Annotated in this window: 15 protein-coding genes, 5 tRNA genes and 1 pseudogene; 6 read left to right on the plus strand and 15 right to left on the minus strand. The window is 49.6% G+C overall.

What is annotated here, in order from left to right:
• Positions 1-51: 51 nt before the first annotated feature.
• From O3276_RS09750 to O3276_RS09790, 9 genes are all read right to left on the minus strand, one after another.
• Positions 52-1,836, minus strand: a complete 1,785-nt coding sequence (locus O3276_RS09750; protein ID WP_269675460.1) for an ABC transporter ATP-binding protein — start codon at positions 1,834-1,836, stop codon at positions 52-54.
• A gap of 35 nt (positions 1,837-1,871) precedes the next feature.
• Positions 1,872-2,636 carry an ATP-binding cassette domain-containing protein gene (locus O3276_RS09755; protein ID WP_269675461.1) on the minus strand — a complete coding sequence of 255 codons (765 nt, stop codon included), beginning with the start codon at positions 2,634-2,636 and terminating at the stop codon, positions 1,872-1,874.
• The gene (locus O3276_RS09760) at positions 2,599-3,606 is read right to left on the minus strand and encodes an ABC transporter transmembrane domain-containing protein (RefSeq protein ID WP_269675462.1); all 1,008 of its coding nucleotides are present in this window, start codon (positions 3,604-3,606) and stop codon (positions 2,599-2,601) included. Before O3276_RS09760 ends, O3276_RS09755 begins: the two co-directional genes overlap by 38 nt.
• Before the next feature lie 123 nt (positions 3,607-3,729).
• Positions 3,730-4,971: a tetratricopeptide repeat protein gene (locus O3276_RS09765; protein WP_269675463.1), complete on the minus strand. Its 1,242-nt coding sequence runs from the start codon at positions 4,969-4,971 to the stop codon at positions 3,730-3,732.
• Between the two features lie 15 nt (positions 4,972-4,986).
• On the minus strand, positions 4,987-5,607 hold the full coding sequence (locus O3276_RS09770) for an energy transducer TonB (protein WP_269675464.1): 621 nt from the start codon (positions 5,605-5,607) through the stop codon (positions 4,987-4,989).
• Positions 5,608-5,638: 31 nt separating this feature from the next.
• Positions 5,639-6,043: an ExbD/TolR family protein gene (locus tag O3276_RS09775; protein ID WP_101746723.1), complete on the minus strand. Its 405-nt coding sequence runs from the start codon at positions 6,041-6,043 to the stop codon at positions 5,639-5,641.
• A gap of 53 nt (positions 6,044-6,096) precedes the next feature.
• Positions 6,097-6,618, minus strand: coding sequence for a MotA/TolQ/ExbB proton channel family protein (locus O3276_RS09780; RefSeq protein WP_269675465.1), 522 nt, complete (start codon positions 6,616-6,618; stop codon positions 6,097-6,099).
• A 10-nt stretch (positions 6,619-6,628) separates the two neighbouring features.
• Positions 6,629-8,056 carry a MotA/TolQ/ExbB proton channel family protein gene (locus tag O3276_RS09785; protein ID WP_269675466.1) on the minus strand — a complete coding sequence of 476 codons (1,428 nt, stop codon included), beginning with the start codon at positions 8,054-8,056 and terminating at the stop codon, positions 6,629-6,631.
• Positions 8,056-8,856, minus strand: coding sequence for a DUF3450 domain-containing protein (locus O3276_RS09790; RefSeq protein ID WP_269675467.1), 801 nt, complete (start codon positions 8,854-8,856; stop codon positions 8,056-8,058). The genes O3276_RS09785 and O3276_RS09790 overlap by 1 nt, the downstream gene beginning before the upstream one ends.
• Before the next feature lie 296 nt (positions 8,857-9,152).
• On the opposite strand from O3276_RS09790, the gene O3276_RS09795 reads away from it, so the two are divergent.
• From O3276_RS09795 to O3276_RS09820, 6 genes and pseudogenes are all read left to right on the plus strand, one after another.
• Complete coding sequence (locus O3276_RS09795) at positions 9,153-9,680, plus strand: ABC transporter substrate-binding protein (protein ID WP_269675468.1); 528 nt, start codon at positions 9,153-9,155, stop codon at positions 9,678-9,680.
• Positions 9,601-10,569 carry a peptide ABC transporter substrate-binding protein gene (locus O3276_RS09800; RefSeq protein WP_269675469.1) on the plus strand — a complete coding sequence of 323 codons (969 nt, stop codon included), beginning with the start codon at positions 9,601-9,603 and terminating at the stop codon, positions 10,567-10,569. The genes O3276_RS09795 and O3276_RS09800 overlap by 80 nt, the downstream gene beginning before the upstream one ends.
• A gap of 116 nt (positions 10,570-10,685) precedes the next feature.
• Positions 10,686-11,612, plus strand: a complete 927-nt coding sequence (gene oppB / locus O3276_RS09805; protein WP_269675470.1) for an oligopeptide ABC transporter permease OppB — start codon at positions 10,686-10,688, stop codon at positions 11,610-11,612.
• Positions 11,613-11,620: 8 nt separating this feature from the next.
• Positions 11,621-12,539, plus strand: a pseudogene (locus tag O3276_RS09810) (ABC transporter permease subunit).
• Between the two features lie 2 nt (positions 12,540-12,541).
• Entirely contained in the window at positions 12,542-13,576 is a 1,035-nt protein-coding gene (locus tag O3276_RS09815) for an ABC transporter ATP-binding protein (protein WP_101746708.1), read from the plus strand.
• Positions 13,573-14,583 carry an ABC transporter ATP-binding protein gene (locus O3276_RS09820; protein ID WP_269675471.1) on the plus strand — a complete coding sequence of 337 codons (1,011 nt, stop codon included), beginning with the start codon at positions 13,573-13,575 and terminating at the stop codon, positions 14,581-14,583. Before O3276_RS09815 ends, O3276_RS09820 begins: the two co-directional genes overlap by 4 nt.
• Positions 14,584-14,825: 242 nt before the next feature.
• Here the strand turns inward: O3276_RS09820 and O3276_RS09825 are convergent.
• The 6 genes from O3276_RS09825 to O3276_RS09850 all read right to left on the minus strand — a co-directional run bounded on the left by O3276_RS09825 (position 14,826) and on the right by O3276_RS09850 (position 16,329).
• Positions 14,826-14,901, minus strand: a tRNA-Asn gene (locus O3276_RS09825).
• A 72-nt stretch (positions 14,902-14,973) separates the two neighbouring features.
• Positions 14,974-15,049: transfer RNA gene (locus O3276_RS09830), tRNA-Lys, on the minus strand.
• 37 nt (positions 15,050-15,086) lie between these two features.
• Positions 15,087-15,162 (minus strand) — tRNA-Asn (locus O3276_RS09835).
• 72 nt (positions 15,163-15,234) lie between these two features.
• A tRNA-Lys gene (locus O3276_RS09840) sits at positions 15,235-15,310 on the minus strand.
• 38 nt (positions 15,311-15,348) lie between these two features.
• A tRNA-Asn gene (locus O3276_RS09845) sits at positions 15,349-15,424 on the minus strand.
• A gap of 302 nt (positions 15,425-15,726) precedes the next feature.
• Complete coding sequence (locus O3276_RS09850) at positions 15,727-16,329, minus strand: peroxiredoxin (protein WP_101746706.1); 603 nt, start codon at positions 16,327-16,329, stop codon at positions 15,727-15,729.
• Between the last annotated feature and the right edge of the window lie 71 nt (positions 16,330-16,400).

Genomic DNA, 16,400 nt, shown 5'->3' on the forward strand with positions numbered 1-16,400 from the left:
GACGATATCTGTCTGTTTGCAAAAATACGGTTGCAAAAGGCCTGATAGACTTTAACTAACCAGCGACAACCTGTCAGACTCCTGCACTACAACATCCTGCTGTGCCTTAAACATATCCCGATACAACCCCGGCTCTTTCAGCAGTGACTGATGAGTTCCACGCTGAACTATTTTGCCTCGCTCCATCACCAGAATCAGATCTGCGTCTTCAATAGTGTTCAATCTGTGGGCAATCGCTAACGTCGTTCTGCCCTGCCTCAGGGTAAACAACGACTGTTTGATAGCCAGCTCGGTTTCACTATCGATATTGGCAGTGGCTTCATCCATGATCAGAATCGCTGGGTCCTGAGCCAGCGTTCTGGCAAACGACAACAACTGTTTCTCACCACTTGACAGTGACTGCCCACGCTCCCCCATTTTCTCTTCATAGCCATCATGAAGCTGCTCTATAAAACCAGATGCCTGAACCCGGTTAGCAGCTTCTTTTACTCCCTGATCAGAGATGTCAGCCTTTCCCAAGTGGATGTTCTCAGCAATACTGCCCTGAAAAACAAAAGGCTCCTGAAACACCAGGCCAAGGCTGTCTCTCAAGGCCTGTTCGGAGAATAAGGCCAGGGGCTGGTCATCTATCAGCACTGAACCTTTCTGGTATTCATAAAACCGCATTAACAGGTTAACAATGGAACTTTTACCACTGCCAGTATGGCCAACCAGTGCGACAAATTGCCCGGGCTCAACGGTAAAACTGATACCATCCAACGCCTTGTTAACCCCATCATAAGACAGCTCAACATCACGAAACTCTATACGACCACGCTGAATAACCACACCATTCTTACGCTCCGGTCTATCCTCAACCGGTTCATCCATCAACTGGAAAACCCGCTCAGCAGAAACCACTGACTGCTGCCAAACCTGCATCTGCATGGTGATATGGGTCAATGGCTCAAACATACGATCGAGATAGTTGATAAACGCATAAAGCAACCCGATCTCTACCGGCCCGCTCAATGCCTGACCAGTAAAGCCACCGACCATTAATGCAAGCGCCAACATGGCAGCAAAATGGACCATTGGCCTCAGGAGCACGCCATTAATGATCACCAGACGATTCTGAATCCGCTGATACTCTTCACACGTATCTTCAAACTGCTGACTGACCCGCTTCTGCTGACGCAATACCTGAATAACCGACATCCCCTGTATGGATTCATTAATCCGGGTATTGATATCACTGAGCACAGTGCGGGATGCATGAAACACCGGATGGCTGTATTTCTGATAAAGATAAATACAGCCAACAATAATGGGCAGAATACCCAGACAGAACAGTGCCAGCCGAACATCCAGCAAAAACATGGCGATGATGACGCCAATAATGGTGACAACACCTTTGATGGTATCGGGCAGTGCCTGAACGAACAGATCCCGAACAGTTTCTGTATCGTTAGTCACCCTTGACACCAGCTTGCCCACCGGCTCCCGGTCAAAAAAAGCCATCGGTAGCCGGAACAGGTGATTAAACACTTGACGACGAATATCGTGTACTACCGACAGCGCCACCTTTTGAAACAGCATGGCTTCAAACCAGCTCATCACGGCGGCCATCAGGTACATTCCCATAAAACCAACCGCTAACAGGATCAGGGCATTCTGATCCCAGTCACGGGGAACCACATGGTCATCAATAAACGTTTTCATTAAAACCGGCGCATAGAGCGTGGCACCGGTACCCAGCAACATAAGCAAAAGACTGAGCACCAGCTGCCGCCGGTAGGGTCTTCCATAATTCAACAGCCGTATAAACTGCTGCTTATTGTTCTTATTCCTTTCCAACACGTTCCCACCCAGTTCCCAAGGTCCGGCAAAAGTCACCCTGATGTTTTTATTTCCAGAGACTGACGTTTAAATATTCTGGCGTACCAGCCATTCCCGGCGATCAACTCCCTGTGTGCCCCTGATTCGCTGATCCTGCCTTGATCAAGCACCACAATCTGGTCCGCCTTGTTCAAGTTAGTCAGTCGTTGGGTAATCAGAACAATGGTTTTCTGTTGACCTGATGTTATTAAGTTGTCGAGAATTCTCGCCTCAGTCTGCATATCCAGAGAGCAAAAAGCATCATCAAACAGCAGAACATCCGCATCCAGCAGTAATGCCCGGGCAATGGTCAGCCTTTGCTTCTGGCCACCGGACAGGTTGACTCCTTTCTCACCTAGCATGGTTTCATAACCATCTTGAAACTGCACGATGTCGTCATGGACACAGGCCAGCCTGGCAACCTGTTCAATCTCTGCACGGCTGGCCAACGGTTTTCCAAACGCAATGTTTTGTGCAATGGTCGCAGAAAACAAAAACGGCTCCTGAGCCACCAGGGCGAAGCGGCTTCTGAGCTGATCCAGCGAGAACTGTTGATGATCAACACCATTTAACTGAATACTTACGGCAGCATCGTCGTACTGTCGTAACAGCAGCCTCAGCAAGGTGGACTTCCCACTGCCAGTTCTGCCACAAATACCCACAAACTGCCCTTTCGTCAGAGTCAGTGCCAACTGCCCCAAAGCCGCTTTATCGGCACCCGGGTAAGTAAAGCTTTTAATGTCAAAGTCCATCCAGGCTTTTAACAGTCTCGAATTCACTATCAACCACACCGGGCTTTTCACCCATCAATGACTGAAGGCGGTTGAGCGAGGCATTCCCCCTTTCCACAATATTGAACAGCCAGCCAAAGGCAAACATTGGCCAGACCAGTAAACCCAGATATATGGTAAATGTCGTCAGTTCGCCGAGCGTCATCAGGCCACTGTCAATGCGCCATGCACCGAAACCCAGACTTCCCAGGATAGAAACACCCACACAAATGGAAATCGTCGGATCAAACATCGCATCAATCCGGGCCACTTGCATATTGGCAGCGACGGTAGTTTCTGATTGAGCTGCGAACTTCTGCATCTGTGAACGGTTCAAATCATGGGCCCTGATCGCCCGCACTCCGGAAACCGCTTCCTGAACCCGGTTATTGAGATCGGAAAACGCCTCCTGGGCCAGCTTGAATCGGGCATGCAGTAAGCCCGCATACCTGAACATCAGCCAGGCCATGACCGGGAAAGGCAGCAGCGCAGCCACGGTCATCTCCCAGCCGCACACCAGAACCATGGCAATAATCACCGCAGAACCGGCAATCATGGAGTCCACCAGAGTAAGCACGCCCTCTGCCGCTGTCATTTCAATGGCTCTTACGTCATTGGTCCCGTGAGCCATCAAGTCACCGGTATTGTGTCGTTGATAGAACTCCGGCGACATCCGGGTAAGGTGATGAAATAAACGCAGACGCATGACTCTGCCTAGCTCAATCGCTCCACCAAACAGCATAATCCGCCAGCCATTTCGCAGGGCGTATATGGCAAGACCAATAAAGGCAATAAGCAGCGATGACTGCAAAACACTGGCAAAAGTAATACTGCCCTGCTGCACCTCATCGACGAGATCACCAATAATCCAGGGCGGCAATAACTCTGCCAGAGACACCAGAATCAGAAAAAGTACACAACAGCTGTAACGCAGCCAGTGTTGCTTAAAGAACCATCCCAGGTTCCAGAAAATAGACATGTATCCCCTCTTGTTTTTAACTGCCAAATACAGCTTTATAATTTCCTTCACATAAAAAAAATCCCTCCCTCCCCGTGGATTTAACCACGATGGCAGTTAGGGAGGGAGGAATTTATTTGCCGATTACTGGTTATTCAGGTCCTGTTGCAAAAAGCCAATCCAGGAGTTGGCCTGCCCTCTACTGCTCTGAATAGACGCCGCTTTCTCCATATAACCCAGTGATTTTCGACTATCTCCCAGCTGATAGTGGGCCATTCCTGTTAGAAAAAGCACCTCTCCCTGCTGCTTCTCGCTAATCCCGTCAAAAGGATTGGCAACCAGCGTCAGTAACTCCTGATAACGCTCGGAACGAGCCAACATTCTGGCCAATTTAACCTGCAGATCAGGATCTTGCTCAAGTTCCAGCGCTCGATTAAAAGCATCAATAGCCTTGCTATTCTCCCGGGCATGGGACCAGAAATTGGCAAGCTTCTTCAGGTTTTCAAAATTACTGTCGACCAGCCCAGCTTCCATTCCCTGTGAATAAACAACGCCAGCCTGATAAGGCACTTGTTGATAAGTCAGGAAGTTTGCCAGCTGTGTGTAGTCACTTTCCTTATCAAACAGGCCATTGCGATAGGCTGCTCGCAGTGCTGCCAGTGCCGCTGCATCCCGCTTGATGGACATATTCATGCCTGAAAGCTGCAGCCAGTACTGTTTTTTCTGCGGTGCCAGAGTGACCAGTATTTCCAGAACATCAATGGCTTTGGGAATCTCTTTCAACTCATAATGGGCGGCCAGCAACAGGGTATACCAGGATTCCGGAGGTGCTTCCGACGCCGCAATTGCCTTCTTCGCCGGATCTACCACATTTTTCCATTCCTGCATTCTGGAATAGCCGTTGGCCAGCATAATCCAGGCACTGGCCGGTATCGCAACTTTCTCATCCAGATTAGCCATCCAGACTTTCAGCTGGTCGATCCCTTCCCGGTACTGACCTTTCATCATCAACAGCTGTGCAAGGTTATAGCGAACCTGCTGAGCTGCGGGTAAATGCAGTGCATCATCAGCCAGGGCTGATCGAAAATAACCGATGGCTTTGTCGTATTGCTCCTGGTTGGCAAATACGACGCCCAGCATCTGGTTAACCGCTGCCTTATCGAATTTGCTGTTTTTTACTTTGCCAAGCACATGCTCAAGGCTTTGACGAGCCGAGGCATAATCATCTTCAGCCATTTGTTCCTGGGCTTTGAGAATGTACTTATAGGTAATCTGCCGCAGCTCTGGCGCTTTTTTGGGAGCGGCCATGGCCAGCGGAGCACTTATGCCCGCCAGCAGCACAGAAACCATAGCCGTCTTTTTTAGACTTAACCTTATACTGTCCATGGTTTACTCCACTCGTTATTCCAAGACGAACTCATATTCCTGCTGCTGTGTACGTGCCACCGCAACACCGTCTTCCATTGCCGGTTTAAACTTCCATTTCAGAGCAGCCTTTTTAATCGCCTTGCCGAATCCTTTACCACGGGGCTTTTCTTTGACAATTTTTACGTCCGATACCCGGCCATCGGCATTAACCGTGTACTGAAAGACCACTGAACCGCCCACACCACTTTGCAGTGCTTTACGGGGATACATGGGGCTGAACTTATTCAGAGGAACCGGACCACCACCAGCAGAAACACCACCTGAGGCATACAGGCCAGCACCGTCGCCTACGGCCAGGTCCAGATCCACATCCACCTGGGGCACGTCCATCTTCACCTGCTCGATCACCGGCTTATCCACCTGCTGGGAGATTTTCATCTCTGGCGGTGGCGGTGGCCGTTTAGGCTGGGGCTTTGGGATTTCCCGCTTTTTCTCTTTGATGGTTTCCGGACGCTGCAAGCGAATAAACTCGCTGATCCGGTTATCATCGGCCTCGACCAGTTCATGGCGGTTGTTGTTGACCAGGGCATTCATCACCGCAAACAACCCCAGTACCACCACAAAACCCAGACCGAGTGCTGCTAAATAACGCATACGCACCTCTCACTACACCGATCCAACAGCTTTATGGTTCCCGTGCAGACACGGAGATGCTGTAAACACCCGCCAGTCTCACCTGGTCCATGACTTCTACGACAATGCCAGATTCGGATTTCTTATCCGCCTGGATTACCACCGCACCTTCCGGGTTTTCTGCCTTCAGGCGTTCAACGTTGGCACGAACCGCACCCACTTCTACCCGGCGTTTGTCAATCCACACCGCACCGGTGTCGCTCACGGCGATCATGATATTGCCTTTTTTCACCACCTGGGCGGAATTGGCCGTAGGCCGGTTAACATCAATACCGGCTTCTTTAATAAACGACGTTGTTACAATGAAAAAGATGAGCATGATAAACACGATGTCCAGCATCGGTGTCATATCAATCCCCGCATCTTCCTGTGCGCCGTTGCTATAGCGTCTTCTCATTATTCTTTCCTCTCACCCGTTGCACTGCCGGGGGCAGTGCAATGGCAATTCAATCAATGCTGCATGGAATCGGCGACTTTATGGCTCACCCGGACGGCACGCTTCTCAAGCAATGCGCTGAAATAAAGACCGGACAGTGCGGCCACCATTCCTGCCATGGTAGGAATCGTGGCCTTGGAAATACCCGAGGCCATGGCCCTTGGGCTGCCGGTACCGGTGACGGCCAGTACATCAAATACCTGAACCATGCCCACTACTGTTCCCAGCAGTCCTAATAATGGACAAAGGGCGATCAGGGTTTTGATCATGGGCAGCCCCTGCTTTGCACTCAGGGAGACCTTGGAGATCATGGCGGTACGAATATGCCGGGCCTGCCAGGACAACTTGTCTGACCGGTTCTGCCACTTCTCAATGGTTCCCTTAACCAGCTTCGGGCTTTCGAGAAAAAAGAACAGATAACGCTCAATTACCAGCACCCAGAGCATCAGGGTCAGCACAAAGAGCATCATCAGTACATCGCCGCCCATGCCTAAAAAGCGGCGAATGGAGTCAATTTCTTCCAGTAACCAGAGCATGGATTACTCCTTACGCCGGTTCAGCAGCGTTGACGGACACCGTAGTACGAGCATTACGTGCGCCAGTATTCAGGTCCTGCTCCTGATGACGGGCAATAAAACCGGCGCTCTGCTCTTCAAGTACCTGAATCAGACGACGACTCTTGCTATTCACCAGGCTGTGGGTAAACAGGGTCGGAATGGCGACAACCAGGCCCAGCATAGTGGTAACCAGTGCTTCGGAAATACCGTTAGCCATCAGCTTCGGATCACCCGTACCAAACAGGGTAATGGCCTGGAAGGTAGCGATCATACCAACCACTGTTCCCAGCAGGCCCAACAGTGGTGCTACTGAAGCGATCAGTTTAATACCACCCACACCGCGTTCAATGGAAGGCGCTGCACGCATGATGATTTCATCAAGTTTCAACTCGAGGGTTTCAAGGTCGGCATCACGGTTATCCTGATAAGCCTGCATGATGTCACCCAGAGGATTACCTTTGATGACCTGATCGGTTTTCTGCTGTTTGCGAACACCCTGACCAATTCGTGTCAGGTTAATAAAGCAGGCAGCCGCCAGCAGCAGACCAAAGGCACCCAGACCAAGGATGACATAGCCGACAACTCCCCCCTGATCAATTCGCTCCCCAATACTTGGGCTTTGCACCAGCAGTGAGAGAATCTGGCCACGAGATGGATCTAGATAGAACGGCGTATAACCGGTGGCAGAGGCTTCCAGTTCAGAAACGGCAGAGAGAATGCCAGACTGTGGCTGGCGGGACAGCTCCTGGAACTTGCCAACGGCTGGAGAGTAAGTCAGGTATTTACCATCGGCGATGGCATTAAAGCTACCGACACGAATGATGTCTTTCTGAGCCTCATCGCCTTCTCCGTAAACAACCGTGGCCGGCATGTTAACCACACGACCGGATTCCACCATTTCACGGAGTACTTCGTGCCAGAACTGCTCCAGTTTGGCGGTTGTTGGCAGTTTTTTACTTTCGGCCATTTCCGCCATAAAAGCGGTTCTTTCAGGATATTGTGCGGTGATCATGGAGGCTTCAAAGATACCTTTGTTATCACCGGCAAACTGACGCACAACACCGAACAGTTCTTTCAGCTCTCCAGAGCGAATATCCAGCGTATTCTGAGTTTCCTTAAGAACTTTTTCATTGTCGTCCGACTGTTTGAGCAACTGATCACTCAGGGTTTCCTGGGCCTTAAGCTCCGCTTTAGCTTCTGCCAGCAAACGCTGTTGTGAGTTTTTATCACTTAAGAAGCGTGCTTCACGGGCTTTGTTGTCACGGCTTTCGGTAACGCTGTCTGCCTTGATTTTATTCAAAAGATCCTGCAGCGCAGCAGCACCTTCGCTGGCACCGGCCGAGAATGTCAGGCCAAGCCCCAGGGATACCACCAGTGGTTTTACCACGGCTTTTGTAATAGCGGTAATGTACTTCATTATGCATCCTCCGCAGCGCGTACCGGCAGTTTGATCAGGTTATGGGGTGCCTGTTTGCGGGCAATCTTCAGGCCCTGGTTAACACCGGCACGGTAGTTATCCGGAAGTACTTCCCAACTGCGGGTGTCGCTGTTCCACTGACCGGTTTCTTCGCCGTCCAGAGATTGGTAAAGCAGCGCCAGGCGACCTATACGGAGAAAGTTGTAGGTGCGGGTATCGTCACCTTCACCGAGGCTGGCTTCATAGGCCTCGATGGTACGACCGAAGTCGTTTTCAATCTGATAGGCTTCAAGAATTTTGCGGTATTTTTCCGAGGTAGTGACGTTCGGGCTATCCATGGTTTCACGGAGTCGGGCGACACGGTCAGTCCGTTCTTCCAGCTGGAAGGGCACATCCAGGGCAATAAAGTCTTCCAGACCATCCACCATTTTCAACATCAGTGGTGTGATTTCGATATTGGTCTGATCCAGTGTTTCGATCTGGGCCAGCATGGATTCAATTTCTGCTTGCTGGGCATTGACGACTTTTTGCAGCTGGCGGTTATAAACGGTTAACGCCTCAACCTGACGAATGGTGCTTTTGTAATCAGCCAGCAGTTCCTGGGTCTGGTCAGAAAGGGTATTCACCTTCGCCTGGGAGCGCTGGGATGCTTTATCGGTTTTCTGCTGTGTTGTGAGTGCACTGCTCAAAGGGTCCTGGGCAAATGCGGTTGGAATGACTATTGAAGCGGACAACGCAGTGCTGAGTACCAGCGTGCTGCACAGGCTCTTCACCTTATGGGTTGTTTTGTTTTTGTACATGGACTGCCATTTCCCATGATGTTTTTGTTGTTTATCTTTCAGAGGAAAGCTGAACAATTTCCTCTGAAAGGTATGAGCGATAGTGTTGGCGTCCTTTCCATGTCGGAGCATCCAATTCGGGTTTAGATATGCATTCCCACGCGGAGCGTGGGAATGCAATCAGTTACAATTCAGAACTTGTAACTGGCCTCAAGGTAGTATGCCCTACCTACTGGATTATCATAAGTTTCCGCGTAATATGGCGAGGTACCATCCAGAGGGTCAGCTGGCGGTGTCTTATCAAACAGGTTGGCAATATGTTTCTTGGCCTGACCACAGAAGCAGCCGATGGCACTATCATTCCCGGAGCTGCCAAAAGCTGGACAGTGTCCAACGATGGTCTTGTATATACATTCACACTCAGAGACCACACCTGGTCTGATGGCAAGCCAGTGACCGCACAGGATTTCAAAATGGCACTGGAACGTATCCTGAAGCCTGAAACTGCTGCTGGTTATGCCTCCCTTCTTTATACCATCAAAGGTGCTGAAGATTACAACACCGGCAAGGCAGGTCCTGAAGCGCTTGCAGTAAAAGCCATTGATGATAGTACACTCGAAATTACACTTTCCGGCCCGGCCCCTTACTTTATTGCACAGCTGGCCCATTACACCGCCTACCCTGTTCCGAGTCACAAAATCGAAGAGCTGGGTAAAAACTGGGCAAAAGATAGCAACATGGTCAGTAATGGCGCATTCACTCTGAGTGAGTGGACACCTAACGCTCAGATTCGCCTGGAAAAAAACCCGCAGTTCTACGACGCTGCGAAATGTATCGCTGGATGAACTGGTTTACTACCCACAGGAAGACCGTTCAGCTGTGCTGAAGCGAGTTCGGGCTGGCGAGGTTGATATTCAAACAGACTTTGCTTCTTCAGACCTGAAATGGCTGGAGAAAAACATGCCGGACTACGTGCGTATCGCACCGTACCTCGGCGTTTATTACTACCCTCTTAACCTTGATGATGATGTGCTGAAAGACCTGCGTGTCCGGAGAGCGCTGGCGATGACCATTGATCGCAAAATTCTCACTGAAAAAGTGTTGAGAACGGGTGAAGTGGCGGCATATAGCTTTGTACCACCCGGTACTGGCGACTACGGCTCATCTCCTGAAGTCAGCTGGAAAGGAATGAATCAGGCCGAGCGTGTCGCCGAAGCGCAAAAGCTGATGAAACAAGCGGGTTATGATAAGTCGAATGCACCTACCATCCGGCTGAGTTACAACACGTCAGAGAACCATAAGAAGGTTGCGATTGCTGTTGCTGCCATGTGGAAAAAAGCACTGGGTGTGAAAACCGAACTGTTCAACACTGAAGTCAAGGTTCACTACGACAACCTGAAAACCCGGGATTTTCAGGCTGCCCGCGCTGGCTGGATCGCTGACTACAACGATCCCCAGAACTTCCTGAATCTGATGGAAAGCCGTAACACTTCTCAGAACTACGCTAACTTTAATGACAGCACCTACAACGATCTGATGAGAAAAGCGGAGCTGGAAGCTGACCCTGTCAAGCGTAATGACTATATGCGACAGGCTGAAGTTATTGCGCTGAACGAACTGCCAAATATACCTATTTACCACTATGTATCCAAAAACCTGGTAAGTCCGAAGGTTGATGGCTGGATTGATAATGCCTCCGATATCCATCGGGCCCGATACCTTTCTATTAAGTAACTGGACAGCCTCCTGCTGTTGTACAGCAGGAGTGCGCTCAAAAGTTGTCGTGCGCCACGGATGGCCATGAATAACAAAACGAAGAGGGAACTCCAGAGGAAAGAGCGAATTGTTCCATGTTCTCCTATATTCTCAAGCGGTTGCTGACGGCGATTCCGACGCTGCTCATCATCATTACCATCGCATTTTTTATGATGCGTATTGCCCCCGGCGGGCCGTTCGATCAAGAACGACAGTTACCCCCGGAAATTGAAGCCAACATTCTCAAAGCCTACGATCTGGACAAACCAGTCCATGAACAGTATTTCATTTACCTTGGCAAGCTGCTTCAGTTTGATTTTGGTCCTTCTTATAAATTCAGAGACTTTTCCGTTACTGAGCTGATTTTGTCCGGCTTACCAGCCAGCTTCCAGATTGGCGGACTTGCTATATTGCTGGCGACGTTTATTGGCATTGGTTTAGGAACACTTGCAGCACTTTATCAGAACCAGAAAACCGATTACGCCATTATGGGCGTGGCGATGACCGGCATAGCGGTTCCTAACTTTGTTGCGGCCCCAATTCTTTCCCTGGTATTTGGTGTCTACCTGGCCTGGTTACCGGTTGCAGGCTGGGGCGGTGGCGCTGCCAGAAACCTGGTTTTACCAGTAATCTCTCTGGCTCTGCCACAGATCGCTTATATTGCCCGACTGACCCGGGGTTCAATGATTGAGGTTCTGCACTCTAACTACATCAGAACGGCAAGAGCTAAAGGAATTCGTGAACGCCTGGTGGTCATTCGCCATGCCATCAAAGGTGCTTTGTTGCCTGTGGTTTCCTATTTGGGGCCAGCGGTTGCCGCTGTGACTACCGGCTCGGTAGTGATTGAGTCTATTTATGATATTCCCGGCGTTGGCCGTTACTTTGTCAATGCCGCACTGAACCGTGACTATCCATTGGTAATGGGTGTGGTGATTTTCTACGCAACCCTGATTCTCATCATGAACCTGATTGTGGATGTGGTGTACAGCTTTCTGGATCCAAAACTGAGGGTTAGCGGATGAGCAACATCATGAATGTGAACGATAAACTGGCCACGTTTAACGACAACTTTTCAGATTCAGACGATTTAACTGAAGTTGCTGGCCGCTCTCTCTGGCAGGATGCCCGTATTCGCCTGATGCGAAACAAGGCTGCTGTGGTTTCAATGATCATTCTATCCATCATTACATTGATGGCTATTTTTTGCTCCCTGGCTGTCATCTCACCCTTTTGATGAGGTCTATTGGGACTTTATTCAAGTGCCTCCCAACGCTGCTGAAGGCTTCTGGTTTGGTACCGATGAGAATGGTCGAGATCTGTTTGTCCGCACGCTCTATGGAGCAAGAGTTTCGCTCATGGTTGGGCTGGTAGCCACAACCGTGTCATTGGTCATCGGTGTCGTTTATGGCGCTGTAGCTGGCTATATGGGTGGACGTATCGATAACATCATGATGCGTTTTGTGGACATTCTTTACTCCCTGCCTTTCATGTTCTTTGTGATTATTCTGATGGTGATCTTTGGTCGCAACATTTATCTGATTTTTGTCGCATTAGGTGCTGTTGAATGGCTTACCATGGCCCGTATTGTGCGAGGCCAGACCCTGGCGGTTAAAAAGAAAGAGTTTGTTGAAGCAGCCCATGCCAGTGGCGTGTCAACGACAAAAATTATCTTCCGCCATATCATTCCCAATATTCTTGGGCCGGTGATCGTCTATATGACACTGACAATTCCCCAGGTCATTCTGACGGAAAGTTTTCTCTCATTCCTGGGCCTCGGGGTTCAGGAGCCTTTGACCAGCTGGGGCGTTTTGATTTCCGAGGGGGCAAAAGTCATGGAATCCGCGCCCTGGATGCTGGCATTCCCGGCCACTTTCCTGGCCATCACACTTTTCTGTTTCAACTTCATTGGTGATGGTCTGCGCGACGCACTGGACCCAAAGGATCGATAACTATGAACGAGAACAGCATCATTCTTGAGGTCAAAAACCTCAATACCCGCTTCGATACGCCGGATGGTGAAGTAGCCGCCGCCAATGAGATCAGTTTCACCCTGAAGAAAGGTGAAAGCCTGGGTGTCGTGGGCGAATCCGGTTCCGGAAAAACCCAGATATTTATGGCCTTGATGGGTTTATTGGCAAAGAATGGCAAAACCACGGGTGAAGCTATCTTTAAAGGCCAAAACATTCTTGGACTGCCCGTTAAAGAACTGAATAAGGTGCGCGGCGTTTCTCTGTCCATGATTTTTCAGGACCCAATGACATCCCTGAACCCCTATCTGAAAGTCTCACGACAGATGACTGAAGTTCTGATTGAACATCAGGGTATGAGCCAAAAGAAAGCCCTGGAGCGATCCATTGAAATGCTGGAACTGGTAGGCATACCAGAGGCCCGCAAGCGGGTTCATATGTACCCCCATGAGTTCTCTGGTGGCATGCGTCAGCGAGTTATGATCGCTATTGCACTGCTCTGTGAGCCGGACCTGTTAATTGCTGATGAGCCAACCACTGCGCTCGATGTTACCATTCAGGCTCAGATTCTGGACCTCCTCCATGACCTGAAAGACAAGCTGGGTATGTCCATTGTGATGATTACCCATGACCTGGGTGTCATTGCCAGTATGTGCGATCATGTGATGGTGATGTATGGTGGTCGTGTGGTTGAAACCGGATCCGTACAAGCGCTCTTCAGTGATGCAAAACACCCATACACCCGGGGTCTTTTGCAATCCATGCCTAGAATTGATGGTGATCATAATGAAGATCTCTACGCAATTCCCGGACAGCCTCCCAATCTTCAGGCACTGCCACAAGGTTGTGCATTTCAGCCCCGATGCCAATATGCGACCAATCTCTGTCAACAGGAGCGCCCTCAAACCACTGAGTTTGATGCTGGTCGAACGGCCTCTTGTCATCAACTGAGTTCAGCTTTTCACGCCAGCAGCCCTGTTAAAAATAATCCTGTTAATGTCGTGGAAGGTGTTTTATGACTGTTACTGAGCAAGCGCCAATCCTTACAGTAGAAAACCTTAAGGTGCACTTCCCCGTCGATACAGGCACATTCTTCACGAAAAAAAAGACTTTGAAAGCCGTCGATGGTGTCAGTTTCCAACTTCATGAAGGTGAAACCCTTTCTGTCGTTGGTGAGTCTGGCTGCGGGAAATCCACGCTCGGCAGAGCAGTTCTGCAATTACTGCACAATACTGATGGACAGGTTGTCTGGATGGGGCAGAGCATCACCGGGCATTCCGTAAAAGAGATGCGCCCTTTGCGCAAACAGATGCAGATCATTTTTCAGGATCCGCTGGCCAGCCTTGATCCACGCATGACCATCGGCGAGATTATTGCTGAACCACTGATCACCCATCATCCAGAGCTTGCCGGTGAGGCGGTCAGGGACCGTGTTCGTGAGATGATGGATATTGTTGGCCTGTTGCCACACATGATCAACCGTTACCCCCATGAGTTCTCAGGTGGACAGTGTCAGCGAATCGGTATTGCCCGGGCAATGATTCTTCAACCCAGGGTGATCGTCTGTGATGAGCCTGTGTCCGCACTGGATGTCTCTATTCAGGCGCAGATCATTAATCTGCTGGGAGAGTTGCAACAGAAGTTTGGTCTGTCACTGCTGTTTATCAGTCATGATCTTTCCATTGTCCGTCACATCAGTCATCGGGTAATGGTTTTGTATTTGGGTAATGTTATGGAGATTGCCGATAAAGATGATCTCTATAACTCGCCAAAACATCCTTATACACAGGCTTTGATTTCCGCAGTTCCGGCTCCGGACCCTGCTGTGAGAAAGAAGCGGGTAGTATTGAAAGGCGATTTACCTTCACCGATTGATCCACCATCAGGCTGCGTCTTCAGGACTCGCTGCCTCTACGCGGACGAACAGTGCTCACAGAAAAAACCAGACCTTGTTGATTGCTCCACGTCCGGATTGAATCAGCGTCACCAGGTTGCCTGTTATAAAACTGATATAATCGACGGTTGACCACTATGCGGGGTGATTTACTCCGCTCTTTAATGCGCTGATTAAAACCGAAAGCTGCGTAATAAAGTATGGCCTGCTCTATGCCTGCCTTGAGGTCCCGATGGTACGGCCGGAGAATAAATACCATGTCTATGGGGGAACATTCAGAAGAGGAAGGGGCTTGAAAACAAACCGGGAACTGTCTCAAGAAAAGATGACAGGATTTGAAAACACCAACAACAGCGCTTCATAGCTAAGAAAAGTGGCTCCCCGAGCTGGACTCGAACCAGCGACCCAATGATTAACAGTCATTTGCTCTACCAACTGAGCTATCAGGGAACTAATCGACAGTTTTACTGTACTGACAACAGTTTCTTCAACAAGAGACTTTTTACAAATCTCAATGCTGTATGGTGGGTCGTGTAGGATTCGAACCTACGACCAATTGGTTAAAAGCCAACTGCTCTACCGACTGAGCTAACGACCCATTCTTACACCAGCCACAGGCTGACAGACAGAATAAGTGGCTCCCCGAGCTGGACTCGAACCAGCGACCCAATGATTAACAGTCATTTGCTCTACCAACTGAGCTATCAGGGAACTAATCGACAGTTTTACTGTACTGACAACAGTTTCTTCAACAAGGGACTTTTTACAAATCTCAATGCTGTATGGTGGGTCGTGTAGGATTCGAACCTACGACCAATTGGTTAAAAGCCAACTGCTCTACCGACTGAGCTAACGACCCATTCTTACACCAGCCACAGGCTAATATACAGAATTAAGTGGCTCCCCGAGCTGGACTCGAACCAGCGACCCAATGATTAACAGTCATTTGCTCTACCAACTGAGCTATCAGGGAACTATTTTTGGCAGCGACATCTCGTCACCAACCAACGGCAGCGAATGATAAGGTTATTTTGCCGTGAGTCAAGTATTCCACTGCAAAAAACTTTTTAAAAAGACTGTATATATGGCATTTTCCAACCGTTATAAGGGGCTAGGAGGCTGTCGGACTTAAGCGTCCGTAGCGAGGATTGCGAGAAATTGAGGATAAAAATTTCTGCTTCTGAGGAGAATAGCGGGGCTATTTGACGAAGAAGCAGGAATTTTTAGACCAATTTATCGTAACCGCAGTAGGACAGTCTTAAGTCCGACAGGCTCCTAGAGACCATCCGCACTCTCTGAGAGGTATTGGGCCACGCCGTCTGGGGACGCTGTCATGCCCTTGTCGCCCTTGTTCCAGCCAGCCGGGCAAACTTCACCGTGCTGTTCGTGGAACTGCAAGGCGTCAACCAGACGAATCAGTTCATCCATATTACGGCCCAGCGGCAGGTCATTGACGATCTGGGAGCGAACCAGACCTTCCTTGTCGATCAGGAAAGCACCACGGAATGCCACACCACCTTCTGATTCAACGTCATAAGACTTACAGATGTCGTGTGTCATATCAGCAGCCAGAGTATATTTCACCTGACCAATACCACCCTGGTCCACAGGCGTGTTACGCCACGCATTGTGCGTAAAGTGAGAATCAATAGATACACCGATCACTTCAACACCTCGCTCCTGGAAAGCACTCATACGGTGATCCAGGGCAATCAGTTCAGAAGGGCATACGAAAGTGAAGTCCAGAGGGTAGAAAAACAGCAGACCGTACTTGCCACGAATGGCTTCGGACAGGGTAAAAGCATCAACAATAGAGCCGTCACCCAGTACAGCAGGGACTGTGAAGTCAGGAGCCTTTTTGCCTACTAAAACGCCCATAAGTATTTCTCCTACGCTTTATGAAACTGTCATTTAAAAAGCTGTCATATAAAAAGCTATCATTTACAAAG

It is taken from the genome of Endozoicomonas sp. GU-1, assembly GCF_027366395.1.
In the GTDB taxonomy this organism is placed as follows: domain Bacteria; phylum Pseudomonadota; class Gammaproteobacteria; order Pseudomonadales; family Endozoicomonadaceae; genus Endozoicomonas.

What these genes read in the sequence shown, in the direction of transcription:
- O3276_RS09850 (WP_101746706.1), bottom strand. Translation starts at nt 16,329, where the DNA reads ATGGGCGTTTTAGTAGGCAAAAAGGCTCCTGACTTCACAGTCCCTGCT.
- O3276_RS09780 (WP_269675465.1), bottom strand. Translation starts at nt 6,618, where the DNA reads ATGCTCTGGTTACTGGAAGAAATTGACTCCATTCGCCGCTTTTTAGGC.
- O3276_RS09790 (WP_269675467.1), bottom strand. Translation starts at nt 8,856, where the DNA reads ATGTACAAAAACAAAACAACCCATAAGGTGAAGAGCCTGTGCAGCACG.
- O3276_RS09820 (WP_269675471.1), top strand. Translation starts at nt 13,573, where the DNA reads ATGACTGTTACTGAGCAAGCGCCAATCCTTACAGTAGAAAACCTTAAG.
- O3276_RS09785 (WP_269675466.1), bottom strand. Translation starts at nt 8,056, where the DNA reads ATGAAGTACATTACCGCTATTACAAAAGCCGTGGTAAAACCACTGGTG.
- O3276_RS09815 (WP_101746708.1), top strand. Translation starts at nt 12,542, where the DNA reads ATGAACGAGAACAGCATCATTCTTGAGGTCAAAAACCTCAATACCCGC.
- O3276_RS09765 (WP_269675463.1), bottom strand. Translation starts at nt 4,971, where the DNA reads ATGGACAGTATAAGGTTAAGTCTAAAAAAGACGGCTATGGTTTCTGTG.
- O3276_RS09760 (WP_269675462.1), bottom strand. Translation starts at nt 3,606, where the DNA reads ATGTCTATTTTCTGGAACCTGGGATGGTTCTTTAAGCAACACTGGCTG.
- O3276_RS09770 (WP_269675464.1), bottom strand. Translation starts at nt 5,607, where the DNA reads ATGCGTTATTTAGCAGCACTCGGTCTGGGTTTTGTGGTGGTACTGGGG.
- O3276_RS09795 (WP_269675468.1), top strand. Translation starts at nt 9,153, where the DNA reads ATGTTTCTTGGCCTGACCACAGAAGCAGCCGATGGCACTATCATTCCC.
- oppB (WP_269675470.1), top strand. Translation starts at nt 10,686, where the DNA reads ATGTTCTCCTATATTCTCAAGCGGTTGCTGACGGCGATTCCGACGCTG.
- O3276_RS09775 (WP_101746723.1), bottom strand. Translation starts at nt 6,043, where the DNA reads ATGAGAAGACGCTATAGCAACGGCGCACAGGAAGATGCGGGGATTGAT.